The sequence below is a fragment of the Vibrio sp. V01_P9A10T6 genome (assembly GCF_963877065.1).
Classification (GTDB): Bacteria; Pseudomonadota; Gammaproteobacteria; order Enterobacterales; family Vibrionaceae; genus Vibrio; species Vibrio anguillarum.
Window position 1 is genome coordinate 1 of the sequence record NZ_CAWNTB010000044.1, and the last position, 25,912, is coordinate 25,912.

Consider the following 25,912-nt stretch of genomic DNA (forward strand, 5'->3'; position numbering starts at 1 on the left):
GGGTGTTTTATCGGCTCTCGGACCAACTGCCCGGATGGATGAGAAAACAAATTCAAGGGCTGGTGGAGTCCAACTGCCTGAAACAAGAATACCAACAGGATATGCAAAGGCTGGCAGAGATGAAATCTCGCCCAGAATGCTGTGTTTAGAATGGATAAAAGGAAATAAAAATGTCTATTAAAGTCGGAATTAACGGGTTTGGTCGTATTGGTCGTTTAGCATTAAGAGCCTCATTTGATTGGCCTGAGATCGAATTTATCCAGATTAACGATGTTGCGGGTGACGCGGCGACCTTGGCTCATTTGCTCGAATTTGATTCAATACAAGGCCGTTGGCATCATGAAGTGACAAGCGACGGTAATGCGATCATTGCCAACGGTCAGGTTATTCGTACCTCACAACAAAAAGCGATCAGTGATGTCGATTGGTCTGGTTGTGATGTGGTCATCGAAGCAACAGGCAAACACCGCAAATCTGAGTTTTTGAATCAGTATTTAGCGCAAGGTGTTAAACGCGTGGTTGTTTCCGCGCCAGTCAAAGAAGATGGGATTGCTAACATTGTGGTTGGTGTGAACGATCACATTTTTGATCCAGAGAAACACCAGATTGTGACCGCTGCGTCTTGTACTACCAACTGCATTGCGCCTATCGTCAAAGTGATTCACGAGCAACTTGGTATTGAACACTCATCGTTTACGACCATTCACGACTTGACCAACACGCAAACCATTTTGGATGCACCGCATAAAGACCTTCGCCGTGCGCGTGCTTGTGGTATGAGTTTGATCCCAACGACCACAGGTTCTGCGAAAGCGATTATCGAAATTTTTCCTGAACTTAAAGGAAAAATTGATGGTCATGCAGTGCGTGTGCCGTTAGCTAACGCCTCATTAACCGATATTATTTTTGATGTTAAGCGTGACACCACGGCTGAAGAGGTGAACGATTTACTTAAAGAAGCGTCGCAGAATGAGCTGAAAGGCATACTTGGTTTCGAAGAGCGCCCTCTTGTTTCTATTGATTACAAAAGCGACCAACGTTCAACGATTGTCGATGCGCTTTCGACTATGGTTGTTGGCAAGCGTATGGTGAAAATCTATGCGTGGTATGACAACGAAATGGGTTACGCAACACGTACCGCAGAACTTGTTCGTAAAGTCGGCCTAGCATAAGGAATCAAACCAATGACACATCCTACGTGGGAACTGCCTGTTGAAGACAATAACGCAGCGTTAATACTGACTCCTTGTCCTGGCACTAAAGAAGCGTCGCTGAGTGACAGTATTGATCAACTAAAGTCTCAAGGTGTAACCATCGTTGTTACGGCACTGAGCACTCATGAGATGCAAGAAAAAGGCGTTGGCGATCTGCCTAATATTGTCGAAAAAGCAGGTTTGCAATGGTTTCACACACCGATAGAAGATGACTGTGCTCCAGGTGAAGATTTTCAGGCTCGCTGGAAACATATATCCCCTTCGCTACACAAAGCTATAGAACATGGCGAAAAGATAGCGATGCATTGCATGGGGGGATCGGGACGGACAGGTTTGCTTGCTGCCCATCTTTTGCTAGAGAAAGGTTGGGAGCTGCAAGAAATCATCACCCATGTCCAGTCGTTAAGACCTGGCGCATTTACCAAAGATGTACAAGTTGAGTACATCCACCAATTTGCTAATCAATAGAAGCCTTGAAGAGCTGCCTTAGGCGGCTCTTTTTTTAAAGAGAGTGAATATGTTGTCTAAACTCAACCAAAATGTCCGCCAGTACATGTTGGTCACATTTAACTATTGGAACTTCACTGTTACCGATGGCGCATTACGCATGTTGGTGGTGCTCTATTTTTATGATTTGGGGTATTCAACCTTAGAGATCGCCTCCCTGTTTCTTTTTTATGAATTCTTTGGCGTCGTCACTAACCTCATCGGTGGCTGGCTAGGTGCTCGTCTTGGGTTGAACCGAACGATGAATATCGGTTTGGGAGTGCAAATCATCGCTCTGTCAATGCTGGCTGTCCCTGCAAGTTGGCTCTCGATTCCATGGGTCATGGCGGCACAAGCCTTGTCAGGTATTGCCAAAGACCTAAACAAAATGAGTGCGAAAAGCTCCATCAAAACCTTAGTGCCAGAGAATGCGCAAGGAGCATTGTATAAGTGGATCGCCATACTTACAGGCTCTAAAAACGCGCTAAAAGGTGCAGGATTTTTCTTAGGTGGTGCGTTGTTATCGATGATTGGCTTCCAATATGCGGTAGCTGCGATGGCTGGTGTTCTTTTACTGGTCTTTATCGGCAGTGTGATTAGCCTTAAATCCGACCTGGGCAAAGCGAAAAATAAACCTAAGTTCTCTGAAATTTTTTCCAAATCTAGCAGCGTAAACATTCTATCCGCTGCTCGTATGTTCCTGTTTGGTGCGCGTGATGTTTGGTTTGTGATTGCACTGCCTATCTATCTGGGATCTGTGTTTGGATGGGATCATAGCGCCGTAGGTGGATTCCTGGCTATTTGGGTGATCGGTTACGGAATCATTCAAGGAATTGCACCAAAGATAACAGGCAGTAAATCGGGGTATACTCCAGATGGTAAAGCCGCGATAGTGTGGGCGTTGGTATTGTCTATAGTGACTGGCGTAATTGCTTACAGTGTTCAGCAGCAATGGCACCCAGAAGTGGTTATTGTCGTTGGATTGATGATTTTTGGTGCTGTGTTTGCTGTGAACTCATCACTGCACTCATACTTAATTGTCAGCTATGCCAAGGGCGATGGTGTGTCTCTGGACGTCGGTTTCTACTACATGGCAAACGCAATGGGGCGCTTGATAGGGACGATTCTATCTGGATGGGTGTTCCAAATGTGGGGGTTCTCAGCCTGTCTATGGGTATCCTTTGCCTTCTTAGCATTAACGACCATTATTTCGTTTTGGCTGCCTATAGGTACAAATCAAAAACTGGCTCAGCAATAAATAAAACTAAGCAGATTTGTTCACCAATGCCAGCTACGATTGCTGGCATTATTTTTTAACCTCAAGTCATCGAATAAGCGAGAGCTGTAAAAAACGTTAATGAAGTAGTATCAGTTCGTTACGTATACACTTATCTACATTGATTTCAGATCGAGCACATGCTGTTTTATTTCTTCAGAATCGAGATTTTGAAAATCGATGTTTGCAAGAGCTCCAATTCTTCGTTTTAGAGAGGAGTATACTTTATCGCACTGCTTGTTAAATTCGGAGACTGAAGCTTCATCATTAGGCAATGGCTCAAGATCCCAAGCAACACGAATACCAGCAGATAACCAGTTTGGGCAAGTTTCATTGTGCATTGTGTCACACACAGTAATTATTAGATCTGGATGGAAGCTAAGCCTTTCTTCCCATGACGTACTGTGAAACTCAGAGGCATCAAAGCCATGCATTTCAAGGTATTGTGCAATACGAGGATTGATCTGACCCTTAGGATGGCTACCACCACTTGCGATTTGGAAATTTTCAGGCAGGTATTTTTTTGCAATTGCTTCAGCCAAAATGCTTCTGCTTGCATTATGTTTGCACACAAATAATATTTTCATCAATTGCCCTGTAGATGTTTAGGATTACTAAATTCGACATTTATCATGCTTTCATTACAGTTTGTTGACTATTGAAAATAGGCATGAGCTAACTCATGGAAATACGCAGAGAAAGCGAGTCGTCTGCACTATCAATCAATATTGCGCAATAAATTTTGCCATACTTTAGATAATTGATGGTTCAGTAAATTAGCAGGAAGTATAAAACAGTTCTGTCCACAAATGAGTTACAGGCTCAGAGTCATGTGTGTGATCACCGAGCGATTCTGTCGCAATGAAAATCAGCTTCATCTTATAAAATCGCCTAAACTTTTTATGACAAGTTCCCGCTTCGAAAAGCGTCAAAAATAGCCCAATTTACAAAAAAATATGACAACTGCTATAATTAGGGTTTAAACAAGAAATTTATTAACTTAACTCATTGTTAAAGATAGACTTTATTAAGAATCGTCAAAATTTATGTCTTAGCATATTTCCAAGGGTGCGTTTTCATGGGCAAAGTTTATGATGGTCTACACCGGATTAGCTTTTTAATTAACGAGCAAGGTATCATTGAACAGGTTTTTGATAAATTCAAAACCAAAGATCACCATGAAGTGGTACTTGGTTATCTAAACGCCCAATAATCAAAACTCGACTGAAATAAAAAATGCCAGTTCTTAATACTGGCATTTTTGTAACGCGACTAATCAAAAGTTGATGTGTAATTACACAATGAACTTATTGAGCAGGGCATCTTGCTCACGAACGTTTTCCGTTTGAACCTGCATTGCGATATTGGCTTCTTCAGCAGATTGTGCCACTTGCGTCGACAAATCTTTAATCTTCACTGTATTGGTGTTGATCTCTTCAGCCACAAGGCTTTGCTCTTCTGCCGCAGATGCAATTTGGATATTCATGTCCGAAATCACTTGTATCGCATCACGAATACGGTTCAATGCCGAATTTGCCGTTTTCGCTTTATTCACCGCATCAACAGCCGTCGTTTTACTTTCATTCATAGCCGAAGAAACCGAACTCGCTCCTGCTTGTAATTGCTCAATCATACTACGAATTTCGGTGGTCGATTGCTGAGTGCGCTGAGCTAGTGTACGCACTTCATCAGCAACAACGGCAAAGCCACGGCCAGATTCACCCGCTCGAGCCGCTTCAATCGCCGCGTTTAAGGCAAGCAAGTTAGTTTGATCAGCAATGTCATTAATCACTTTCAAAATAGTTTCAATATTTGCCGTCGCGGACTCTAGGCCTTTCACCTCTTCCACCGCTTGGTCAATACGGGCCGATAAATTGTCGATCGACAATGTCGTTTCACTGACCACACTGGAACCATCTTGCGTTGCTTCATCGGCTTCTTTCGCCGCTGCTGCTGCACCTTGCGCATTATTGGCAACTTCTGTCGATGTCACTGCCATTTCGTGCATTGCAGTGGCTAGTTGCTCTAACTCTTGTAACTGAGTGCGCATCGCTTCTGCTGACTCATGAGCACCTTGCACCGTGAGCTCTGTGCCACGCATGATCTCTTCACCAATCGCTTTTGATTGCGTGATCTGCTTTTGCAGCGTCTCAGTAAAGGTATTAAACCCTGATGCGAGTTGAGCAAACTCTTGGTCCGTATTGGTATCCAAGCGTTTGGTTAAATCCCCCTGCCCTGAGGCGACATCTTGAATCGCTTCATTGAGCACACCTAATGGACGCATTAACACTTTAATCAGTAGCGTCAAGCCAATCACACTCAACACAAGCCCAATTAACGTATAGATAATAGAGCTATTGCGTAATACGCCAATCGCATTGAAGGCGATGGATTCATCAACAATCGCACCGATGTACCAGTTCTCACTTGGAATATGAGTGAAGCTGACGAGATAACGGGTACCATCAATTTCAATCTGTTGGTCCCCCTCTTTCAGAGTCACTTGCGGTAAATAAGTCGATAACTTCTCACCATTATTTTTGGTATCAGGGTGGGCAATCGTCGCTCCGTCACCTGAAACAATAAAGAGGTAACCCGCATCGAATAAATTAATAGAGTTCACCAATTCAGCTAAACCCGTCAATTCCATATCGTAGAACATGGCACCAGAGAATCGACCTTGATCGTAAATAGGCGTACCAATAGAAATGATCACATTTTTGGTAGAAATATCGACATACGGCGCTGTAACGATAAGCTTTTTCGATGCTTTAGCATCCACAAACCAAGGGCGCTTGCGAGGATCGTAATCGGCGCTTGGCTCCCAACCGTCATCATTCTCCACCACTTTGCCATCGGATTCATACCCTAACCCTATGGCTAAAAAGCTTTTTTTCAACTTCGGTTTTTCAAGAATGTTTTTAACGTAATCCCGGTTGAGCGGATCAAGCTCAATCACCTCAGTCATTGACTGAGCCAAGGATTTTTTGCTTTCCATTTCAGAAACAATGGTGTTTTTAACCCCTGCTTCCATTTCATTCAGACTTTTTGTAACTAGGGATTCTATTTCCGAGCGAACAATGCTCAGTTGCTGAATGGAAATAAGCGAGACGGTAACAAGCAGAAGTGCAGAAGAAGCTGCAACTATTTTTTGGCTAAACTTCATAAGTATCCCTCATTGATGCCAAATTAATTATCATTTTTGTGGTTATAGTTAGTTATCGCCAAGTTACAAAAAATCTATAGCTTTTTTACACATCCACTTAGTTCAGTCTAATCAATATTTACTATTTGGCAAAAAAAAGCCTAAAACGATTACGGTTTAGGCTTCCTTAGAGATTCTGTTTACTCTCTATTTTTTATTTATAATTCAGTGATTTTAGGGTGATTCAGCCTCAACAACAGGTTCATCAGTGCTGGGCAAAGCATGCCATACTGCTTTTACTAGAGTGGCAAGAGGAATTGCAAAAAATACGCCCCAAAACCCCCATAGCCCACCAAAGACTAACACCGCGACAATGATAGCAACGGGATGTAGATTAACGGCTTCAGAAAATAGAACGGGAACCAATACGTTGCCATCCAAAGCTTGGATGATGCCATAAGCAATTAATAATGTGTAAAACGGCGGAGTCATGCCCCATTGGAAGAGACCGACGATGGCAACTGGCACCGTCACAGCGGCCGCGCCAATATAAGGGATCAAAACCGATAGACCCACAGCCACAGCAAGTAGCACCGAATAACGTAAATCAAGAATGGCGAAAGTGACGTAACTGATACTACCAACAATCAGTATTTCTAACACTTTTCCACGGATGTAGTTTGAGATTTGTTGGTTCATCTCTTGCCATACTTTAGCCGCGAGTTTACGGTTGCGTGGCAACAACCCACTGGTCATTCGCAGCATTTCATTCTTATCTTTCAATAAAAAGAAGACCAGCAACGGCACTAAAATGAGATAGACACCCAAGGTAGCCAAACTCACAAGAGAAGCAAGTGACCCTTTAACGACACTTTCCCCCATACCTAAAGCCTGGTTCTTCGCATTGCTTATCACCGACTCAACAATCTGTAAGTTATCGAGTTCAGGGTAACGTTCAGGAATACTCAAAATGAAGCTTTGCAACCCTGCATACATGTTAGGAATGTCATTGATTAAATTACCAACCTGTTTCCAAATGGTTGGTACTAAACCAAAGATAGCCAGCAGCATCAAACCGACAAACAGCAAAATCACCAAAATTACGGAAACGGACCTAGGAAGCCCAAAACGGCGCAATTGCATTACTGGCCACTCAAGTAAATACGCCAACACAATGGCCACAAGCAGCGGCGCAATCAAATGGCCGAAGAAATATATCGTTACAAAACCAAAAAACAGAATAGCAACCAGACTAACGGCATGAGGATCAGAAAAGCGTCTTTGATACCAACGAGTTACCATTTCAAACATTTAATCGAGTTCCTTAATTACTTTTAGCCAAAAATAGCCGGGTGACGTGTTCCACTGGCAACGAAAGCCATGCGCAGACAAATATTTTTCTATATCCTGTCCTGAGCTGACGTCGTTAAGCCAAATGTCTAATACCTCACCCAAAACCAATTGAACAGTGTGACGCTTCGCAAGTAATAAAGCCATCGGACAACGCTGCTGGCGTAAATCCAGAATATTTGGTTCCATTCTTCTGCTCAATGCTTAATATAGGCCTGCCATTGTATCGAGTTTTGACTGGCATGCCAGTGTTTATCGATACTCAAACACCGGCTAGCTTACTCTTCTCTCTCTACAATTTTTGGCCGTTATTTTGAGTTGGAAACCAATTCACACATTCAATGTCATACAGACAAGAAGATCACGGAATATCACTGACAAATATGAAGTTTAAACGCGCTCGATCCTTACTTTTCCTCTGTATTACTGTGGCGATAAACGCCCCTTCCTTGAGCTATGCCGACACCATAGAGCTACCGGACATTGGGACAGTAGCAGGTTCGACCTTGACGATTGATCAAGAGCTTATTTATGGTGATGCTTATATGCGCATGCTGCGTAACAGCCAGCCTATCGTCAATGATCCGGTGATCAACGAGTACATTGATAGCCTAGGGCACAAATTGGTTGCCAATGCCAACGATGTAAAAACGCCGTTTACCTTTTTTATGATCCGCGATCGCAACATCAATGCGTTTGCCTTCTTTGGCGGTTATGTTGCGTTGCACTCTGGGCTGTTTTTGCATGCACAAACAGAAAGCGAACTCGCTTCGGTTCTTTCGCACGAAATTGCCCACGTCACGCAGCGCCATTTAGCACGCAGTATGGAAGACCAAGCCAGACGCTCACCAGCAACAATCGCCGCATTGGCGGGCTCTTTGTTACTGGCCATTGCGGCACCTGAAGTGGGCATTGCCGCCATTACCGCCACCACTGCAGGCAGTATGCAAAGCCAAATAAACTATACGCGCAGTAATGAAAAAGAGGCTGACCGATTTGGTATTGCAACGCTAGCCAAAGCGGGGTTTGATGCCCAAGCCATGCCAAGGTTTTTTGGCCGCCTCGCTGATGAATATCGTTACGCTAGTAAACCGCCACCGATGTTACTAACCCATCCGCTGCCAGAAGATCGTATTACCGACAGCCGTGAGCGCGCCCAACACTACCCGCCTATGCGCCTTCAACCTTCATTGGATTACCATTTAACACGCTCGCGAATTGTTGCTCGCTATGCTGGGATTGATAATGAAGCCGCTCTTGATTGGTTTAAGCGTGCGGAGAAAAAAGAGAGTGCGACTCTCGCGCCAGCCTTCCAATATGGCAAAGCCTTGGTTTATCTCGATAGCAAGCAATTTGATAAATCAGAGGCGATTTTATCAAAGCTGGTTGCACAAGACCCAACAAACAATTTCTATCTTGATGCGATGGCCGATCTCGATATCGCTCTAAATCAAGCGGCCAAAGCCCAAACCTTGCTCGAAAAGGCGCTAAAACAGAAACCGAACAATCCAACCTTAACAATTAACTACGCCAACAGCTTGTTAAAACAAGATAAATTGTCTGATGCCATTCGGGTATTGCAGCGCTACACCCATGACAACCCTAATGATACCAACGGCTGGCATTTGCTATCAGAAGCGAATATCGGCATTGGCAATAGCCAAGAAGATCTCGCCGCGCGAGCGGAGCTTTTAGCGCTCAAAGCTAATTGGAATAAAGCGATTCAATATTACACTCAAGCAAGTCAACTCGCCGAACTTGGCAGCTTAGAACAAGCTCGCTACGATGCACGCATTGACCAATTGATGGTGCAACGAGACCGATTCTTATCACTCCAATAATCACAATACAACGAGGAGAAGTTATGTCAGTCGTGATTTATCACAACCCTAAATGCTCAAAAAGTCGTGAAACTCTGGCACTACTAGAAGACCGCCAGTTAAAGCCACAGATCATCAAATATTTAGACCAAGCGCCAACCATCGAACAGTTGAAAACCTTGTACGCTCAACTCGGGCTACAACAGGTTCGTGATATGATGCGCACCAAAGAAGATCTCTATAAAGAACTTGGCCTAAGTGATGATGCACTTACTGATGATCAACTATTTTCAGCCATGGCCGCGCACCCTAAGTTGATTGAGCGTCCCATTGTTGTCGCCAATGGTAAAGCGCGCCACGGCCGTCCACCAGAGCAAGTACTTGAGATTTTATGAGTATTAAAGTCGTCGTACTTTATTACAGCAGGCACGGTTCAACGCAAGCACTGGCAAGGCAAATCGCACGCGGAATTGAAGCACAAGGCGCGACAGCGCTCTTGCGCACCGTTCCGGCGCTAGACAATCATGCAGAGCAAACGACCGATCCCTACCTGACTCTGGATGAGTTAAAGCAATGTGCTGGTTTGGCTTTTGGCAGCCCAGTCTGGTTTGGCAATATGGCCGCGCCACTGAAGCATTTTTGGGACCAAACGACCCCTTTATGGATTAGCGGCGCATTAATTGATAAACCCGCTTGCGTGTTTACTTCTTCATCCTCTTTGCATGGCGGCCAAGAGAGTACGCAACAGAGTATGATGCTGCCACTGATGCATCATGGCATGTTAATCGTTGGCATCCCTTATTCAGAGCCTGCACTGCATACCACAACCTCTGGAGGCACGCCATATGGTGCAAGCCATGTCGCAACACACTCGCCACAACTCACTACGCACGAAAGTGAACTGGCTAAAAATTTAGGAAAACGGCTGGCAATGCTAGCCAGCCGATTAAAGGACAGATTATGACGGCAGAAATGATGCCAAGCACCAAGCAGTACCGATGGCTAGCTTTACTGAGTAACTTATCCCTAATTATATGGGTGGTTTTATGGCAATTCTCGCTCTCTCCTCACCCTCATCTTAATCATGTTGCATTGGCCATTGCATGGGTTATCCCACTGCTTTTACCATTACCGGGAATTTTGGCCGGAAAACCCTACACTCACGCCTGGGCCAACTTTGTTTTAATGCTCTACTTTCTACACGCATTGACGCTGATTTATGTTGATGGAGAGGAGCGCTGGTTAGCGGTAGTGGAACTGCTACTTACATTTGCCGCTTTTGTCGGTAATACCTTGTATGCTCGCCATCGCGGTAAAGAGCTCGGACTGAAACTCAAGCGTCTATCTGAAGTAGAAAAACAAGAGAAAGCCAATTTTACCCACGATAATCAACCATAGAGTCAATCCATGACAGGATTGCCTATTCTTCTCATACAAAAAGAGCCCTGATGGGCTCTTTTTGATTATCTCAGCATTTGTTCAAGAGGTGACTGAGTACTTTACGCTTGCCACTCAAAAGAGAGCACTCGCTTCACTGGTTCAGTGATGGCCTGAGATAATGACGGTTCAGGTGTGACTTGCAAAGAGCCTGACTCCACAGCAGAATCATCAACCTCTGCTGCTGGGGTAAGCTGTGTTGGCACACTCTCTGGCTGTGGGTCATCAATTTTAGCGACTTTGCCCATGCGTAGCACTTCTTGCTCAAACTCGGACTCTGAAGCCAACAAATGCACTTCGAAAGTGATTTCCTCACCTTGAATCTTGAGAATGTCCAAAGAAGCAACAGAACTTAAGCGCTTCAACTTATTCTCCAAGGTAAAGAAATCCATTGCATCATCAATCGGGCTAAAACGAGCAAGCAGCGAAGAAGAGGATTCACTGGCCACGATAACCGAGCTCTTTCTTGCATAGTAATCACTCAATTGATCGACCATTTGTTCAATGGCATCGTCACCAGACGCTTGACCAGACAGTGGCGCTTTCGTGGCTTGTGCCATTTGAGCGGCGGGTTGATCATACAAACTCCAACGCACACCATTACTTTGCACTCTGACCACCAATACAGCATCGGTTGGATAACGTTGGCTAGCCATGCTGATAGGCTGTACGAAACCGCCCCACAAATCCGATACTTCCACACCGGTAATATCATCAAAATCACCCACAGGCACTGTGATAGGCAAACCGCGAGTTTGAGTCGCGCCTTTAAGCTGTTTTAGCGTACTCGTGTCAGAATGTTCCCAAGCGATACTGCGGTCATAACCTGACTCTTCAATCAACCAGACTAAAACATTAGCTCGGTTTTCAGGCCAAAATGGTAATTGAGCTTGAGTTAATAATGTGCGGATATGCGGTGCGCTAAACCCCATGACAATCGAAGATTGCGCCCCATTTTGACCATAACTGATTTGCGCTAAATATTGCGAATTCTGCCTTAAGGCTTTTTTAATCACCTCATTGTTCACCGCATTCCTATCACCCGAAGCTCGAACAATCACTTCGCTCATCCCTTTGATACGAGCATTCGCGTCGGCATTGTCTTGCTGTTGATCAATCACGACTTCGGTATGGTATAAGTCGACCTTGGTTAAGGCATAAGCAGGGAGAGTGAGTAAGCTCATCACCAACATAGCTAAATAGCGCATACTGTTCCTATGATCTGTTTTGTGAACGTCGATGATAAGCAACTATCCGGTCCGCGGCAAGGAATCCACGGCAGAGTTCGGTGATAATTTCATCAACATTTGTGACTTTATTTGATCTAGTTTCAATGGCAATCGTTTGCAAAAGTGATAGAATCCCGCGAATTTTTATTTTGCTTCAGGGAAATCATGATGAAAAATGCCATCCAAGGCGCACAGATGCTCTTCGTCGCATTTGGTGCGCTGGTTCTTGTCCCGCTGTTAACTGGGCTTGATCCTAACGTTGCACTATTTGGCGCCGGTGTCGGTACCCTTTTATTCCAACTTATTACTCGCCGCTCTGTCCCCATCTTTCTTGCTTCTTCTTTTGCCTTTATTGCACCGATTATGTTTGGCATCCAAACTTGGGGCGTTGCCTCGACGATGGGCGGTTTAGTGGCCGCTGGTTTTGTCTACATACTACTGGGAGCGATCATCAAAGTCCGTGGCGTAGAAATCATCCACAAAATTTTACCTCCTGTGGTCGTTGGCCCGGTGATCATGGTGATTGGCTTAGGCCTTGCGCCTGTTGCTGTAAACATGGCGCTAGGTAAAACTGGAGATGGTTCGGTACAACTGATTAGCTCAGATGTAGCGATGTGGATCTCTTGCGTTTCACTGTTAACCACCATCACGATTAGCGTTTTTGCCAAAGGTTTTCTCAAACTGTTGCCGATCTGCGGCGGTATTTTTGCAGGCTATCTTTTGGGCCTCTATTTTGGTGTAGTGGATTTTACTCCTGTTACGCAAGCGGCTTGGCTGTCAATGCCGAACTTCACTTTCCCTGAGTTCAACATCAACGCGATCTTGTTCATGATCCCGGTTGCAATTGCTCCGGCAGTCGAACACGTGGGCGATATGCTCGCAATCTCAAACGTCACTGGAAAAGATTACATCAAGAAACCTGGGCTACATCGCACCATTGCGGGTGACGGTGTTGCCACCATCGCAGCCTCGATGCTGGGTGCGCCACCAAACACTACGTACAGCGAAGTGACGGGTGCCGTAATGCTGACGAAAGCCTTTAATCCAGTAATCATGACTTGGGCTGCGATCACCGCGATTGTATTAGCATTGGTTGGTAAGCTGGGCGCGCTACTGCAAACCATTCCAATTCCAGTAATGGGCGGCATTATGATTTTGCTGTTCGGTTCAATTGCAACGGTTGGCCTAAACACACTGATTAAAAATCATGTCGATCTTCACAAGTCTCGTAACTTAGTGATTGTGGCAGTGACATTAGTGTTTGGTATCGGCGGCATGGCCTTTGGTATCGGAGAGTTTAGCCTACAAGGTGTCAGCTTATGCGGTATCGTAGCCATTATTCTAAACTTGATCCTTCCTAATGACTTAGGAGAAAACCATGTGGTGGATAACGCCCAGATGGAAGAAGAGATCAAACTGAAGAACTAATTTTGCCAGTCAATCCGGCCTCACTCGAGGCCGGATTTTCATTCTCTATTCTTGACACAATTCAACAAACTCACCTCGCGTTAATAACGCAAGATCGCTCGGTGCCAATTCAATCTCTAAACCGCGCTTACCTGCACTGACACAGATGGTCGATTGATCTTCTGCGCTGAGATGAATGAAAGTCGGTAGTGCTTTTTTCTGCCCAAGCGGGCTAATACCACCGACCACATAACCTGTGGTTTTTTGCGCTATGTCTGGATTAGCCATTTCCGCTTTTTTCGACTTAGCCGCTTTGGCCGCACGCTTTAAGTTTAATTTTTGATCAACAGGAATAATCGCGACAGCGAGATTTTTCGGCTCGCCATTTAAGCAAAACAGCAGTGTTTTAAACACTTTTTTCGGATCTTGTCCCAAAACCTCAGCCGCTTCTAAACCATAACTGCTGTGATTAGGATCATGTTGATATTGATGGAGAGTGTGAGGAATTTTTTTCTTTTTCGCCAAATCAATCGCAGGTGTCATCGTGCTTATCTCAAAGTAACCGTTAGTGCCAATAAAAAAGCGATGCCTAAGCACCGCCTTTAGTTAAAATGATTGCTCACAATGAGTCAAACTCTTTATCGCGCTATCACTTATAGACAATTTCGCCCGCTGGCGCATATTGGTTCACATCAATTGGACTGTGTGCTTCGAGGTAATCTTTCAATACTTCCGCGTCCACAAAGCCTGTATTGACATAACCTGGGTGATCGGAGATTTTTGGATAACCATCACCACCAGCTGCATTGTAGCTAGGCACGGTGAAGCGATACGTTTCGTCCAAACGGAGCTGCTTATCACCAATAAAGACGTTCGATACCTTACCATTGGCCACTGTCATCGAAATCCCCGCGAATTGTACATAAGCGCCAGAATCAACAGGTTTGGTCGCCACTTCATTGAGGTAATCCAACACTTCAGCCCCGGTCATATCGGTATAAGTGAGAATATTGGCAAAAGGTTGTACTTTAAGCACATCTTTATAAGTGATTTTTCCTGCATCAATCGAATCACGCACGCCACCAGAATTCATCACCGCAAAGTCGGCTTTTGCGCGTTCCATATGAGAAAGTGCAATCAAACGACCTAAATTGGTTTGTTGGAAACGCACAACGTTGCGATCCCCTTCTAACTTGCCATTACTTTGTGCAATGACCACATTCAGTTTCTCTTGACCTTGTTCTTGATATGGGCGCAAAAAGTTAAGCATTTCTGGATCTTCAGCGATTTGATCTTGAATCAGTACGCGCTTACTCTCGCCATTCACGTTCACTTTTTTCTTCAGGTTTACGGGGATCAGGTTGTAGCTCACCATGTTCAGTTCACCATTACGGAATTCATAATCCGCACGGCCAACATACTTACCCCATTCATGCGCTTGCACTATGTAAGTACCGTTTTGCATATCAGGCTTACATTCATCTCCCGGATGGAAGTTTTTCTTCACCACGTTAGGGCCTTCCATGCAGACAGGCTCTTGAGAGTGGCCGCCGACGATCATATCGAGAGAACCTTCATCCAAGTATCGTGCAAGCGCAACATCACCCGGTGCATTCACACCACGTTGACCATTTTCATAATGGCCCATGTGGGTAACGGCAAAAATAAGGTCCGGCTTTTCCGTTTTCTCAATTTCTGCGATCAGTTTTTTCGCTTCTTCTTTTGGATCTCTAAACTCAATACCACCAATGTATTCAGGGTTGCCGATTTTAGCGGTATCTTCAGTCGTTAAACCGATAACCGCTATTTTCACGCCCTGTTTATCAAACATTTGGTAGGCTTGGAATAGACGTTTTCCGGTCGCTTTATCGTAAATGTTGGCCGACAGCATTGGGAAATTCGCCCACTCTTTTTGCTTAAACAACACCTCGAGCGGGTTATCGAATTCATGGTTACCTAACGCCATTGCATCATAACCAATCTTGCTCATGCCTTTAAAATCAGGCTCTGCATCTTGTAGATCAGATTCAGGAACTCCGGTATTAATATCGCCACCAGAAAGAAGCAGTACGCTGCCGCCTTCAGCTTCAATATCAGAGCGAAGATCGTCGATCAGCGTTTTACGTGCCGCCATACCATACTCGCCATATTTGTTTTGCCAGAAACGACCGTGGTGGTCATTAGTGTGTAACACGGTGAGTTTATAAGTCGTATCTTCTTTCCACTCATGAGTGGGTTGAGTTGCGCAACCCATAAGGGCTGTAAGAATAGCCGCGCTGAGCGCTGTTTTTAGAATAAGACGTTGTTTCATTATCATACCTTTGAACTTGAAAAATCCGCTGCTTGTGAGGGGGAGGTTATGGTCAACGTTGCAAACACAAAATCAAGCCATACCGATAAACTTGACCCAGTTTAAATTAACATCTCAAAGGTGACAGATTGATTTCATATTTATGTAGAATTGATCACTATAAAATCAATTCAAAAATGTAACGGTTGCCACAGGTTACACGTGAAATTTTAATGGATCACAGGCAATCGTTTCCTTTCCTAAACACGAAAAAATAAGGAAAAGTGAGCACTTAGACAAGATAAACAGGTTTGGGAAACATTCGATAAAATTTGACCACCTTGCGGTGGCCAAATTATGAGTGGTAGATCCAACAAAAAATCAGCGGATATCGATATGAGCAAAGCTCTTGATCAAATCATCTAACGCTTTCATTTGTGCAAGGAAAGGTTCAAGTTTATCCAAAGGCAGTGCCGATGGACCATCGCAACGCGCTTTATCTGGGTTTGGATGCGCTTCAATAAAAAGGCCCGCAATCCCGGCAGCAAGACCTGATTTTGCTAACTCAACTGTCTGCTCACGACGCCCACCAGAAGCTGCGCCAGAAGGGTCGCGCATTTGCAGTGAATGGGTCACATCAAAAATAATTGGGCTGCCGTTTGATACTTTTTTCATCACACCAAAACCCAACATATCAACGACCAGATTATCATAGCCATGGCAAGCACCACGTTCACACAAAATCACTTTGTCGTTGCCGCACTCTGCAAATTTTTCCACGATATTGCCCACTTGACCAGGGCTCATAAATTGTGGTTTTTTCACGTTGATCACTGCACCTGTTTTCGCCATCGCTTCGACAAGGTCAGTTTGACGAGCAAGAAACGCTGGCAGTTGAATCACATCAACCACCTCAGACACAGGCTGAGCTTGAGCTTCCGTGTGCACGTCAGTGATGATTTTGACGCCAAAGGTCTCTTTTAGCTCTTGGAAAATTTTCATTCCCTCTTCCAAGCCAGGGCCACGATAAGAGTGAACAGAGCTGCGGTTGGCTTTATCAAAAGAAGCTTTAAACACATAAGGGATACCGAGTTTATCGGTCACTTTCACGTAATGCTCACAGATTTGCATCGCTAAATCACGGGATTCAAGGACGTTCATTCCAGCAAACAGAGTAAACGGTTTGTCGTTGGCAACGGGAATATCACCCACGTGGACGATTTTTTGTTCCATTTTATTCTCTCTCATTTAGCGGTTAATGCAGCGTAATAGCTTCAAAGCTTAATGCATTAACTTGATTTTTTAATAACTCAGCCGCCGGATCATTCGGACAATGATCAATAAAGTATTGATAATCGGATAAGGCAATTTGGTGACAATCCAGTTGCTGATAGATAAAACCGCGATCGCGGATCTCATACGGATCATCAGGAACAAAAGTCAGCGCTAAATCAGTACAACGCAGCGCTAAGGTATAACGCTCTTCTCTTAATAGTGCGCTCTTTAGTAGTGCCAGCCAACGACCGATCACCGTCGGATTATCTGTCACTTCCAAATGACTCGATTTCAGCTTAGACAAGACCCCTTTATGCCCAACTAACCACGCTTGTAGTATATGTAATGAGACGATTTCACCAGTAAAAGGGTTAATATAAATCGGTGATTCATCGCACCAATGCAACTGCAATAAAAACTGTGTGGGAAAGGTAATACCTTGTAAAGGAAAGCCTAGCTTGCGCGCAAAATAGAGCAACAGCGCACCTAAACTGACGGGAATACCTTTGCGGTGCTGCAACACTTTATCGATGAAGGCATTACGTGAATCAAAATAAGCCTCTCTGTCACCGCGAAAACCCCATTGTTGGTAAAACAGATGCAACAACGCTTCGAAACGCTGTTTTTCATCCTGTTCATTAGCTAACTCGTGTTTTGCTTGTGTAAGCAAACGGGCCAACTCTTGGCGTGCCCATTCATCCTCAGTTTCAGGATTGACGGCCTTGTTTAAGATCAGCGCCCCTTCCACCAATTCCATTGCATCAAAATCTTCATCGAACCATTCAAACATAATGCCGCTCGGATGCTGTTAGCCTAAAAACATAGCCGTTTTTACGATGGCGATTTTTCCCGCCATAGCAAGCCAACCTAATGCGCCCAAAAAAGCAAAGGTACGCAACATCTTATTCCGACCCAGTTTGAGCGCAAAGAAGCCCAGTGCAATGTACGCCATCACACAGGTCAGCTTCTCAGTTAACCAAGGTGCGGCTGGGGTAAATGGGATAAAACCAGACATCACAATCAACGCGATACCCGATAACAACAACAGCGAATCGTTAATGTGAGGAAAACGTTTCAAAAAAGGGTGTTGCAGCCATTTGGAATCCATCATCATCAAGGCATAACGTACCGACAACAATAGTGCACTGATCGCAATGGTCAGTAGATGAAAATGTTTTAATCCTTCGTACATGATGCTCTCTCTTCTGAGTGCGAATATTGACCCAGTGTCACTCGGTCATTACCCGCATAATCCTTTTCTGTCACTACGTGGTGATAGCCGAGTGACTCAAATAACGCTCTGACTGCCGCCCCTTGATCATAACCATGTTCAAACAGCAGCCAGCCTTGTTGCTGCAAATAGTGACGCGCATTCTCTGCAATGTGTTTAATGTCAGCCAAACCTTTGTCTTTGGCCACCAGCGCACTTAAAGGCTCAAAACGTACATCCCCCTGCGTGAGATGGGGATCATTCTCTTCAATATACGGTGGATTGGAGACAATTAAAGCAAACTTTGTACCGAGCTTTAAAGGTTCAAACCAACTGCCTTGTAAAAATGTGACATTGGTAATAGTTAAACGCTGCGCGTTTTCCAACGCTAAGGCTTGCGCTTCTGGGCGTAAGTCGATACCAACCACATGACGTTCAGGTAGCTCGGACGCTAACGCTAATGCTATCGCGCCAGTTCCTGTGCCTAAGTCCAAAATATCCCCTTGCGTCTGCTGGCTTTTTTCTAACGCAATTTCAACCAAGCGTTCAGTATCCGGCCGAGGAATTAATGTCGAAGGCGAAACTTTCAGTGGCAGCGACCAAAACTCACGTTCCCCAACCAAATAGGCCACAGGCTCCCCCGTCACTCGACGCGTAATCAGCGAGCAAAATTGCCGCGACTGCGTTTCGCTTAAGGTCTTTTCAGGCCAAGTCAGCAGATAAGAACGTGGTTTATCCAGTACATAGCAAAGCAGCACCGCTGCATCCACAGAAGGCGAATCACTGCCGCCTTCTTGGAGTTGAGCAATCGCGGCTTTCAACGCATCATCAATACGAGATAACGTCATGGGATCAGTGTTGATCGGCAAGAGCGGCAAGTTGGTCTGCTTGATATTCTTGAATGATTGGATCAATCAAGCTTTGCAGATCCCCTTCCATCACTTCATTAAGGCGATAGATGGTTAAGTTAATACGATGATCGGAAACTCGACCTTGCGGGTAGTTGTAAGTACGAATACGGTCGCTACGATCACCAGAACCCAGTAGGTTACGACGAGTATCGGACACTTCGGCTGCGCGCTTCGCTTCTTCCGCTTGTGCAATACGAGCGGCCAATACGGCCATCGCTTTGGCTTTGTTTTTGTGCTGTGAACGCTCGTCCTGACACTCAACTACCGTGCCTGTTGGTAAGTGGGTAATACGGATCGCAGAGTCGGTGGTGTTTACGTGCTGACCACCCGCGCCCGATGAGCGGAAAGTATCAATTTTCAGATCGCTAGCTTTAATTTCTGGAATTTCGGCTTCAGGAATTTCGGGCATGATCGCGACGGTACAAGCGGAAGTATGCACACGGCCTTGAGATTCCGTGGCCGGAACACGCTGTACGCGGTGACCGCCTGATTCAAACTTAAGCACACCGTAAGCGCCATCACCACTCACTTTAGCAATCACTTCTTTATAGCCGCCATGCTCAGCATAACTAGCGGACATAATTTCGATACGCCAGCTCATTTTCTCAGCATAACGGCTGTACATACGGAACAGATCGCCAGCAAAAATACCCGCCTCATCACCGCCCGCCCCTGCACGAATTTCTAAGAAGCAGTTGCGATCATCGTTCGGATCTTTTGGTAGCAACAGAATTTGCAATTCATCAGTGAGACGTTCAATCGTCGCTTTGGCTATTTTGATTTCCTCTTGAGCCATCTCACGCATCTCGGCGTCTTCTTCTTTGGTCATCTCTTCCGCGGCAACCAAATCCTCTTGCGCTTGTTGGTAAGCTTGGAAGCATTTAGTGACTTCCTCAAGCTGAGAGTACTCTTTTGACAAAGTACGGAATTTGTTTTGATCACTAATTACGGTAGGCTCGCCAAGCAGGCGCTGAACCTCTTCGTAACGCTCAACAAGGGATTCAAGCTTAACTAAAATCGACGCTTTCATAGTTTCTTCTTTAATTCGGAGTGACGGATATTATCGAGGGTCGTCAAGACCCAAACTTTGTCTAATCACGGCCAATTTAGCCGGTTCACCTAACTCGGCAGCGCTTTGCAATGCTCGGGTTGGTGTGTGGATCAATCGATTGGTGAGTTTGTTACTTAACTCAAGTAACACTTTTTCAGGATCGCCCCCTGCAGCCAGTGCCTGCAAGCTTTTACTGAGCAATTCTTGACGAATTTCGTTGGCCGATTGACGGTATTCTCGGATGCTGTCTACCGCTTGCAAGGAACGCATCCAGCTCATAAAGGCTGCGCTCTCTTCACTGACAATCGCTTCAGCTTGAATGGCTTCAACTTTACGCTGTTCCATATTGCTGTCTACAATCGACTGAAGATCATCAACCGTATACAGATAGGCATCGTTTAAATCACCGACCTGCGATTCAATATCACGAGGCACGGCAATATCAATCAATAACATGGGTTGATGGCGACGCACTTTAATCGCACTTTCTACCATCCCTTTGCCAATAATCGGCAGTGGGCTAGCGGTGGAACTGATGACGATATCCGCGTGGGCGAGATAGTCAGGTATCTCATTGAGTGCAATCACTTCAGCGCCAAACTGCTGTGCAAGCCCCATCGCTCGCTCGCGGGTTCGGTTGGCAACTATCATGCGTTTACATCGATGGCTGGCTAAATGCTTCGCAACCAGTTCGATGGTTTCACCCGCTCCAACCAACATTACCGTTGAATCAGAGAGTGATTCAAAGATCTGCTTTGCCAGCGTACAAGCAGCATAAGCCACCGACACCGCACTGCCGCCTATTTCGGTTTCGGTGCGCACACGTTTAGCTACCGAGAATGCTTTTTGAAACAGTTTTTCAATCGCTGAATCAGCCGCGTTATGCTCGCGAGCATCCGCATAGGCTTGTTTCACCTGCCCTAAAATCTGCGGCTCACCCAATACCAGTGAATCCAGCCCACAAGCCACTCGCATCAAATGACGAATAGCGGCTTGTTCTTCATGTACATACAAACTCGGTTTAAGATCTTCAGGATTCACATGATGGAACTGAGACAACCAATCGATTAACTTACTTTTGCTCGATGATTTTACATCACAATAAATTTCCGTGCGATTACAGGTAGAGACAATAACGCTACCTTGAACGCTGGAACTGGACGCAAGTTGTCGCAAGGCTTCTGATAATTTATCAGGACCAAACGCCACTTTCTCTCGCAGTTCTACCGACGCTGTATTGTGATTTATTCCAATAGCAAGCAAGGACATCTATAGAGGTTTCTCGGTTCAGGAAATGTAAATAGGAGCAGAATTTTACTTGATGCCCTGTTTTAATGAAAGGGCAACAGGGATTTGTTTTCCCGACTTCGTGATATCAATGATATAGTGAGGCGTTTTTACGGCCTTCACTGTGTAAATAATGGGCAGATATGACACGCGCGAATAGACTGATTTTAACTCTCCTCACTCTGCTAACACTCTTTGGTTGCACAAACTTACCCTCAACAAGGGTCGAGAGCGTCGGCTGGCAGCAACACCAACAGCAATTGCAAACGATCCGCGAGTACCAAGCCAGCGGAAAACTCGGCTATATATCACCACAACAGCGCCAATCCCTCAATTTTCATTGGCAAAAAAACGCCGACCATAGCCAGCTTCGTCTCTCAACCTTTTTAGGGCAGACCGTTTTAAATCTCTCCATCTCGCCTCAGGGCGCCCAGGTCAAAACGTATGATGATCAAATTATCGATGCGCAGAATGCGGATGCTTTAGTTTACGAGTTAACTGGGTTATCGATCCCCATTGAGCAGCTACAAGATTGGCTGCTTGGGCTGCCAACCGAGGCGGATGGTTTTCAATTGAATCAAAATAATTTGTTGGCATCGTTAGATAAACAGCTAGGGCTTAGCCGCTGGCACTTGGAATATTTGAACTACCAAGCTTATCCCTTCGTCTCAACATCCGCTTCTTCCACTTCAGTGCCACTTCCGGCCAAACTGAAGCTGACTCAAGATCAAGTTTCATTAAACCTCGTCATTTCAAAGTGGACCCTAACGCCATGATTTGCACCCCAACCCACTGGCCATCACCCGCTAAGCTCAACCTGTTTCTGTACATCACCGGGCAAAGAGCCGACGGATATCATGAATTACAGACACTGTTTCAATTTCTCGATTTTGGTGATGAGTTAACCATTACCGCCAATCAGTCTGGCGAAATAACTCTCACACCAGCCATTGCTGGCGTTGCGCTACAAGACAACTTGATTTGGAAAGCGGCCATCGCCTTACAAAAGGCAAGTGGATGCCGCTATGGCGCGAGCATTGAATTAAATAAAGTTTTGCCAATGGGCGGTGGCATCGGTGGCGGCTCTTCCAATGCTGCAACCGTGCTTGTTGCACTGAACTACTTATGGCAAACCAATTTATCACAGCAAGAACTCGCTACGCTCGGTTTAACACTCGGGGCGGATGTTCCCGTTTTTGTCCATGGCTTTGCCGCATTTGCTGAAGGCGTAGGTGAAAAACTGACCCAAACCGAACCAAAGCAAAAATGGTATTTGGTGGTTCGGCCTAATGTGAGCATTGCAACGAAAGATATTTTCACTCATCCCCAATTGATAAGGAACACGCCAAAACGAGCGCTAGCAACGCTTCTCGAACACCCTTACGAAAACGATTGCGAAAAAATTGTCCGAATGCTGTACCCAGAGGTTGATAAGCAACTTTCATGGCTGCTACAATACGCGCCGTCAAGATTGACTGGGACGGGATCTTGCGTTTTTGCCGAATTTTCTAGCAAAGTAGAAGCGGAAGCTGTCCTTGCCAAGCTCCCTGACACAGTCTTCGCGTTTGTCGCCTTAGGGTGTAACATTTCGCCACTGAAAAAGACTCTGGCTGAATACCAATTCGCCAACACCCGACCTATTTAAAAACTGGACGCAACCCTGAGGTTTCCACCGTGCCTGATATGAAGCTATTTGCTGGTAACGCCACACCTGAACTAGCCCAACGTATTGCTGAACGTCTATACATCTCTCTTGGTGATGCTACTGTTTCTCGTTTCTCCGACGGTGAAGTTGCAGTGCAAATCAACGAAAATGTTCGTGGTAGCGATGTATTTATTATTCAATCTACTTGTGCTCCTACTAATGACAACTTAATGGAATTAGTAGTGATGATTGATGCAATGCGCCGTGCTTCAGCAGGCCGTATTACTGCTGTCATCCCATATTTTGGTTATGCCCGTCAAGACCGCCGAGTGCGCTCTGCTCGTGTACCGATTACTGCAAAAGTTGTTGCAGATTTCCTTTCAAACGTTGGTGTTGACCGCGTTTTGACCATCGACCTTCACGCAGAACAAATCCAAGGCTTCTTTGACGTCCCAGTAGATAACATCTTTGGTACGCCAGTGTTGCTTGAAGATATGAAAGCGCGTGGGTTAGAAGATCCTGTTGTGGTTTCACCTGACCTTGGTGGCGTGGTTCGTGCTCGTGCGACTGCAAAAGCATTAGGTGATATCGACATCGCAATCGTTGATAAACGTCGTCCACGCGCCAACGTGTCTGAAGTTATGAACCTGATTGGCGATGTTGATGGTCGCGATTGTGTGATCGTGGATGACATGATCGACACTGGCGGCACTTTGTGTAAAGCCGCTGAAGCGTTGAAAGAACGTGGTGCAAAACGTGTGTTTGCTTACGCAACGCACGCGGTATTCTCAGGTAACGCAGCGAAAAATATCAAAAACTCAGTACTAGACCAAGTTATCGTCACAGACTCGATCACCCTATCTAAAGAGATGGCGGCAACCGGCAAAGTGACACAATTAACCTTGTCTAGCATGCTTGCTGAAGCGATTCGTCGCATTAGCAACGAAGAGTCTATTTCTGCCATGTTTAATTAAAACTCAGTTTATTTACTGATTTTTAAATACTTTTAAAGCACTTCATTGAAAAATGAGGTGCTTTTTCCTTTGTTATTTTAGCGCCTCGCACCCTTTCCCTTTTGTGTGCTATCATACCGCGCTTTTGATATTGCAAAGAGATCCTAACCTTGAGCCAACCAATCAAACTTCTTGTCGGGCTAGCGAATCCTGGTCCTGAATACGCCAAAACGAGGCACAATGCCGGCGCTTGGGTAGTAGAAGAATTAGCCCGAGTTCATAACGTCACCTTGAAAAACGAAGCCAAATTCTTCGGTTTCACCGGACGTATCGTGGTTAATGGTGAAGATCTGCGTTTATTGATCCCAACAACTTTTATGAATTTATCCGGTAAAGCCGTGGCGGCCATCGCCAAGTTTTACCAGATAAAACCAGAAGAGATCATGGTGGCACATGATGAACTAGACTTACCTCCCGGGGTCGCTAAGTTCAAAATGGGCGGTGGTCATGGCGGGCATAATGGCCTTAAAGACACCATCAGCAAACTCGGCAATAACAAAGAATTCTACCGCCTGCGGATTGGTATCGGCCATCCGGGGCACAAAGATAAAGTAGCAGGCTATGTTTTAGGTAAAGCACCCGCCAAAGAGCAAGAGTGCCTAGATGCCGCGGTTAACGAATCGGTTCGTTGCTTCGACATTTTACTAAAAGATGGTCTAACTAAAGCACAAAATCGCTTACATACGTTCAAAGCTGAATAAGGTTACAGTCATGGGTTTTAAATGTGGCATCGTGGGTTTACCAAATGTGGGTAAATCAACATTATTTAATGCACTAACTAAAGCGGGCATCGAAGCAGCAAACTTCCCGTTTTGCACTATCGAACCAAACACGGGTGTGGTTCCTGTTCCAGACCTTCGTCTCGATGCGTTAGCAGAAATTGTAAACCCTCAACGTATCCTTCCGACGACAATGGAATTTGTCGATATCGCAGGCCTAGTGGCTGGCGCGTCAAAAGGTGAAGGTTTAGGCAACAAATTCCTTGCAAATATCCGTGAAACAGATGCGATTGGTCACGTTGTTCGCTGCTTCGAGAACGAAAATATCGTTCACGTAGCAGGCAAAGTATCGCCAATTGAAGATATTGAAGTAATCAATCTAGAGCTTGCCCTTGCCGACCTTGATAGCTGTGAACGCGCCATTCAACGTCAAGCAAAACGTGCCAAAGGTGGCGATAAAGACGCTAAATTTGAAATCACCGTATTAGAGAAGCTACTCCCTGTATTAACGGAAGGTGGTATGGCTCGCACGGTTGAACTCTCAAAAGAAGAGCTAGCCGCCGTAGATTATCTCAACTTCTTAACGTTGAAACCGACCATGTATATCGCCAACGTGAGCGAAGATGGCTTTGAAAATAACCCGTACCTTGATGCTGTCAGAGAGTTTGCAGAAAAAGAGAACAATTCTGTGGTTGCTGTTTGCGCAGCCATTGAAGCTGAACTATCTGAACTTGAAGAAGAAGATCGCGCCGAGTTTTTAGCCGATTTAGGCATTGAAGAACCCGGTCTAAACCGCGTGATTCGTACCGGTTACGAACTGCTAACGCTACAAACCTACTTCACCGCAGGCGTAAAAGAAGTGCGTGCCTGGACGATTCCGGTCGGTGCGACGGCTCCGCAAGCGGCGGGTAAAATCCATACCGACTTTGAACGTGGTTTCATTCGCGCTGAAGTTGTGGGTTATGATGATTTCATTCAATATCGCGGCGAAAATGGAGCCAAAGAAGCGGGCAAATGGCGCTTGGAAGGTAAAGAATACATCGTAAAAGATGGCGATGTTATCCACTTCCGCTTCAACGTGTAAATAACTCGTTAATCAGCTATTAATACACCATTAAAGCCGACAGATTCTGTTGGCTTTTTTGTT

Annotated in this window: 26 protein-coding genes and 2 pseudogenes; 15 read left to right on the plus strand and 13 right to left on the minus strand. The window is 45.3% G+C overall.

The window, feature by feature from the left end; all coding sequences use genetic code 11:
- The 4 genes and pseudogenes from AACQ21_RS02570 to arsJ all read left to right on the plus strand — a co-directional run.
- A pseudogene (locus tag AACQ21_RS02570) lies at positions 1 to 149 on the plus strand (metalloregulator ArsR/SmtB family transcription factor); the annotation flags it as partial.
- Between the two features lie 21 nt (positions 150 to 170).
- Complete coding sequence (locus AACQ21_RS02575; protein ID WP_094132668.1) at positions 171 to 1,172, plus strand: ArsJ-associated glyceraldehyde-3-phosphate dehydrogenase; 1,002 nt, start codon at positions 171 to 173, stop codon at positions 1,170 to 1,172.
- 12 nt (positions 1,173 to 1,184) lie between these two features.
- Positions 1,185 to 1,682: a cyclin-dependent kinase inhibitor 3 family protein gene (locus tag AACQ21_RS02580; RefSeq protein ID WP_094132670.1), complete on the plus strand. Its 498-nt coding sequence runs from the start codon at positions 1,185 to 1,187 to the stop codon at positions 1,680 to 1,682.
- A 49-nt stretch (positions 1,683 to 1,731) separates the two neighbouring features.
- Positions 1,732 to 2,958 (plus strand): organoarsenical effux MFS transporter ArsJ, encoded by a 1,227-nt coding sequence (gene arsJ, locus AACQ21_RS02585; protein ID WP_176429049.1) that lies wholly within the window; start codon positions 1,732 to 1,734, stop codon positions 2,956 to 2,958.
- A gap of 134 nt (positions 2,959 to 3,092) precedes the next feature.
- Here arsJ and AACQ21_RS02590 read toward each other — a convergent pair whose 3' ends face one another.
- A complete protein-coding gene (locus tag AACQ21_RS02590) occupies positions 3,093 to 3,563 on the minus strand; it encodes an arsenate-mycothiol transferase ArsC (protein WP_094129690.1) in 471 nt (156 codons plus the stop codon).
- 488 nt (positions 3,564 to 4,051) lie between these two features.
- Here AACQ21_RS02590 and AACQ21_RS02595 point away from each other — a divergent pair.
- Positions 4,052 to 4,189, plus strand: a pseudogene (locus tag AACQ21_RS02595) (thioredoxin-dependent thiol peroxidase); the annotation flags it as partial.
- Between the two features lie 81 nt (positions 4,190 to 4,270).
- Here the strand turns inward: AACQ21_RS02595 and AACQ21_RS02600 are convergent.
- The 3 genes from AACQ21_RS02600 to AACQ21_RS02610 all read right to left on the minus strand — a co-directional run bounded on the left by AACQ21_RS02600 (position 4,271) and on the right by AACQ21_RS02610 (position 7,660).
- Positions 4,271 to 6,142 (minus strand): methyl-accepting chemotaxis protein, encoded by a 1,872-nt coding sequence (locus AACQ21_RS02600; RefSeq protein WP_017045754.1) that lies wholly within the window; start codon positions 6,140 to 6,142, stop codon positions 4,271 to 4,273.
- A gap of 213 nt (positions 6,143 to 6,355) precedes the next feature.
- Positions 6,356 to 7,432 (minus strand): AI-2E family transporter, encoded by a 1,077-nt coding sequence (locus AACQ21_RS02605; protein ID WP_017042765.1) that lies wholly within the window; start codon positions 7,430 to 7,432, stop codon positions 6,356 to 6,358.
- Complete coding sequence (locus AACQ21_RS02610; RefSeq protein ID WP_017042766.1) at positions 7,433 to 7,660, minus strand: sulfurtransferase TusA family protein; 228 nt, start codon at positions 7,658 to 7,660, stop codon at positions 7,433 to 7,435. It abuts the gene before it with no gap.
- Positions 7,661 to 7,854: 194 nt separating this feature from the next.
- On the opposite strand from AACQ21_RS02610, the gene AACQ21_RS02615 reads away from it, so the two are divergent.
- From AACQ21_RS02615 to AACQ21_RS02630, 4 genes are read left to right on the plus strand one after another with little or no spacing between them, the layout of a single operon-like run.
- Positions 7,855 to 9,312: a beta-barrel assembly-enhancing protease gene (locus AACQ21_RS02615; protein WP_105977202.1), complete on the plus strand. Its 1,458-nt coding sequence runs from the start codon at positions 7,855 to 7,857 to the stop codon at positions 9,310 to 9,312.
- Positions 9,313 to 9,335: 23 nt separating this feature from the next.
- Complete coding sequence (gene arsC, locus AACQ21_RS02620; protein ID WP_017042768.1) at positions 9,336 to 9,686, plus strand: arsenate reductase (glutaredoxin); 351 nt, start codon at positions 9,336 to 9,338, stop codon at positions 9,684 to 9,686.
- Positions 9,683 to 10,255, plus strand: coding sequence for an NAD(P)H:quinone oxidoreductase (gene wrbA, locus AACQ21_RS02625; protein ID WP_105977203.1), 573 nt, complete (start codon positions 9,683 to 9,685; stop codon positions 10,253 to 10,255). Before arsC ends, wrbA begins: the two co-directional genes overlap by 4 nt.
- Positions 10,256 to 10,263: 8 nt before the next feature.
- A complete protein-coding gene (locus tag AACQ21_RS02630) occupies positions 10,264 to 10,689 on the plus strand; it encodes a DUF2069 domain-containing protein (protein WP_374956406.1) in 426 nt (141 codons plus the stop codon).
- Between the two features lie 101 nt (positions 10,690 to 10,790).
- Here the strand turns inward: AACQ21_RS02630 and AACQ21_RS02635 are convergent, their stop codons facing one another.
- Entirely contained in the window at positions 10,791 to 11,936 is a 1,146-nt protein-coding gene (locus tag AACQ21_RS02635) for a DUF2066 domain-containing protein (RefSeq protein WP_041769128.1), read from the minus strand.
- A gap of 189 nt (positions 11,937 to 12,125) precedes the next feature.
- Here AACQ21_RS02635 and AACQ21_RS02640 point away from each other — a divergent pair, with 189 nt between their 5' ends.
- Positions 12,126 to 13,385, plus strand: coding sequence for a uracil-xanthine permease family protein (locus AACQ21_RS02640; protein ID WP_010320498.1), 1,260 nt, complete (start codon positions 12,126 to 12,128; stop codon positions 13,383 to 13,385).
- A gap of 45 nt (positions 13,386 to 13,430) precedes the next feature.
- Here AACQ21_RS02640 and ybaK read toward each other — a convergent pair whose 3' ends face one another.
- The 8 genes from ybaK to hemA all read right to left on the minus strand — a co-directional run bounded on the left by ybaK (position 13,431) and on the right by hemA (position 21,370).
- Positions 13,431 to 13,907: a Cys-tRNA(Pro) deacylase gene (gene ybaK, locus AACQ21_RS02645; protein ID WP_026027304.1), complete on the minus strand. Its 477-nt coding sequence runs from the start codon at positions 13,905 to 13,907 to the stop codon at positions 13,431 to 13,433.
- A 106-nt stretch (positions 13,908 to 14,013) separates the two neighbouring features.
- A complete protein-coding gene (ushA, locus tag AACQ21_RS02650; protein WP_105977205.1) occupies positions 14,014 to 15,675 on the minus strand; it encodes a bifunctional UDP-sugar hydrolase/5'-nucleotidase UshA in 1,662 nt (553 codons plus the stop codon).
- Positions 15,676 to 16,035: 360 nt separating this feature from the next.
- A complete protein-coding gene (gene kdsA / locus AACQ21_RS02655; RefSeq protein ID WP_026028071.1) occupies positions 16,036 to 16,887 on the minus strand; it encodes a 3-deoxy-8-phosphooctulonate synthase in 852 nt (283 codons plus the stop codon).
- 22 nt (positions 16,888 to 16,909) lie between these two features.
- Entirely contained in the window at positions 16,910 to 17,719 is an 810-nt protein-coding gene (locus tag AACQ21_RS02660) for a SirB1 family protein (RefSeq protein ID WP_088732768.1), read from the minus strand.
- 18 nt (positions 17,720 to 17,737) lie between these two features.
- Complete coding sequence (locus AACQ21_RS02665; protein WP_094127687.1) at positions 17,738 to 18,121, minus strand: SirB2 family protein; 384 nt, start codon at positions 18,119 to 18,121, stop codon at positions 17,738 to 17,740.
- A complete protein-coding gene (gene prmC, locus AACQ21_RS02670; protein ID WP_105977206.1) occupies positions 18,106 to 18,987 on the minus strand; it encodes a peptide chain release factor N(5)-glutamine methyltransferase in 882 nt (293 codons plus the stop codon). The genes AACQ21_RS02665 and prmC overlap by 16 nt, the downstream gene beginning before the upstream one ends.
- A 4-nt stretch (positions 18,988 to 18,991) precedes the next feature.
- A complete protein-coding gene (gene prfA / locus AACQ21_RS02675; RefSeq protein WP_013856266.1) occupies positions 18,992 to 20,080 on the minus strand; it encodes a peptide chain release factor 1 in 1,089 nt (362 codons plus the stop codon).
- Positions 20,081 to 20,110: 30 nt separating this feature from the next.
- A complete protein-coding gene (hemA, locus tag AACQ21_RS02680; RefSeq protein ID WP_105977207.1) occupies positions 20,111 to 21,370 on the minus strand; it encodes a glutamyl-tRNA reductase in 1,260 nt (419 codons plus the stop codon).
- Between the two features lie 161 nt (positions 21,371 to 21,531).
- On the opposite strand from hemA, the gene lolB reads away from it, so the two are divergent.
- The 5 genes from lolB (at position 21,532) to ychF (ending at position 25,849) form a co-directional block, all read left to right on the plus strand.
- Positions 21,532 to 22,164, plus strand: coding sequence for a lipoprotein insertase outer membrane protein LolB (gene lolB, locus AACQ21_RS02685; protein WP_017045762.1), 633 nt, complete (start codon positions 21,532 to 21,534; stop codon positions 22,162 to 22,164).
- Positions 22,161 to 23,033, plus strand: coding sequence for a 4-(cytidine 5'-diphospho)-2-C-methyl-D-erythritol kinase (gene ispE / locus AACQ21_RS02690; RefSeq protein WP_019280893.1), 873 nt, complete (start codon positions 22,161 to 22,163; stop codon positions 23,031 to 23,033). The genes lolB and ispE overlap by 4 nt, the downstream gene beginning before the upstream one ends.
- 29 nt (positions 23,034 to 23,062) lie before the next feature.
- Positions 23,063 to 24,007, plus strand: a complete 945-nt coding sequence (locus AACQ21_RS02695) for a ribose-phosphate pyrophosphokinase (RefSeq protein ID WP_010320509.1) — start codon at positions 23,063 to 23,065, stop codon at positions 24,005 to 24,007.
- Between the two features lie 149 nt (positions 24,008 to 24,156).
- Positions 24,157 to 24,747: an aminoacyl-tRNA hydrolase gene (pth, locus tag AACQ21_RS02700; protein WP_105977208.1), complete on the plus strand. Its 591-nt coding sequence runs from the start codon at positions 24,157 to 24,159 to the stop codon at positions 24,745 to 24,747.
- 10 nt (positions 24,748 to 24,757) lie between these two features.
- Positions 24,758 to 25,849, plus strand: coding sequence for a redox-regulated ATPase YchF (gene ychF / locus AACQ21_RS02705; protein WP_013857965.1), 1,092 nt, complete (start codon positions 24,758 to 24,760; stop codon positions 25,847 to 25,849).
- The last annotated feature ends 63 nt before the right edge of the window (positions 25,850 to 25,912 follow it).

Coding starts and splice junctions, on each gene's coding strand:
- AACQ21_RS02575 (WP_094132668.1), top strand. CDS start 171: ATGTCTATTAAAGTCGGAATTAACGGGTTTGGTCGTATTGGTCGTTTA.
- AACQ21_RS02580 (WP_094132670.1), top strand. CDS start 1,185: ATGACACATCCTACGTGGGAACTGCCTGTTGAAGACAATAACGCAGCG.
- arsJ (WP_176429049.1), top strand. CDS start 1,732: ATGTTGTCTAAACTCAACCAAAATGTCCGCCAGTACATGTTGGTCACA.
- AACQ21_RS02590 (WP_094129690.1), bottom strand. CDS start 3,563: ATGAAAATATTATTTGTGTGCAAACATAATGCAAGCAGAAGCATTTTG.
- AACQ21_RS02600 (WP_017045754.1), bottom strand. CDS start 6,142: ATGAAGTTTAGCCAAAAAATAGTTGCAGCTTCTTCTGCACTTCTGCTT.
- AACQ21_RS02605 (WP_017042765.1), bottom strand. CDS start 7,432: ATGTTTGAAATGGTAACTCGTTGGTATCAAAGACGCTTTTCTGATCCT.
- AACQ21_RS02610 (WP_017042766.1), bottom strand. CDS start 7,660: ATGGAACCAAATATTCTGGATTTACGCCAGCAGCGTTGTCCGATGGCT.
- AACQ21_RS02615 (WP_105977202.1), top strand. CDS start 7,855: ATGAAGTTTAAACGCGCTCGATCCTTACTTTTCCTCTGTATTACTGTG.
- arsC (WP_017042768.1), top strand. CDS start 9,336: ATGTCAGTCGTGATTTATCACAACCCTAAATGCTCAAAAAGTCGTGAA.
- wrbA (WP_105977203.1), top strand. CDS start 9,683: ATGAGTATTAAAGTCGTCGTACTTTATTACAGCAGGCACGGTTCAACG.
- AACQ21_RS02630 (WP_374956406.1), top strand. CDS start 10,264: ATGATGCCAAGCACCAAGCAGTACCGATGGCTAGCTTTACTGAGTAAC.
- AACQ21_RS02635 (WP_041769128.1), bottom strand. CDS start 11,936: ATGCGCTATTTAGCTATGTTGGTGATGAGCTTACTCACTCTCCCTGCT.
- AACQ21_RS02640 (WP_010320498.1), top strand. CDS start 12,126: ATGAAAAATGCCATCCAAGGCGCACAGATGCTCTTCGTCGCATTTGGT.
- ybaK (WP_026027304.1), bottom strand. CDS start 13,907: ATGACACCTGCGATTGATTTGGCGAAAAAGAAAAAAATTCCTCACACT.
- ushA (WP_105977205.1), bottom strand. CDS start 15,675: ATGAAACAACGTCTTATTCTAAAAACAGCGCTCAGCGCGGCTATTCTT.
- kdsA (WP_026028071.1), bottom strand. CDS start 16,887: ATGGAACAAAAAATCGTCCACGTGGGTGATATTCCCGTTGCCAACGAC.
- AACQ21_RS02660 (WP_088732768.1), bottom strand. CDS start 17,719: ATGTTTGAATGGTTCGATGAAGATTTTGATGCAATGGAATTGGTGGAA.
- AACQ21_RS02665 (WP_094127687.1), bottom strand. CDS start 18,121: ATGTACGAAGGATTAAAACATTTTCATCTACTGACCATTGCGATCAGT.
- prmC (WP_105977206.1), bottom strand. CDS start 18,987: ATGACGTTATCTCGTATTGATGATGCGTTGAAAGCCGCGATTGCTCAA.
- prfA (WP_013856266.1), bottom strand. CDS start 20,080: ATGAAAGCGTCGATTTTAGTTAAGCTTGAATCCCTTGTTGAGCGTTAC.
- hemA (WP_105977207.1), bottom strand. CDS start 21,370: ATGTCCTTGCTTGCTATTGGAATAAATCACAATACAGCGTCGGTAGAA.
- lolB (WP_017045762.1), top strand. CDS start 21,532: ATGACACGCGCGAATAGACTGATTTTAACTCTCCTCACTCTGCTAACA.
- ispE (WP_019280893.1), top strand. CDS start 22,161: ATGATTTGCACCCCAACCCACTGGCCATCACCCGCTAAGCTCAACCTG.
- ychF (WP_013857965.1), top strand. CDS start 24,758: ATGGGTTTTAAATGTGGCATCGTGGGTTTACCAAATGTGGGTAAATCA.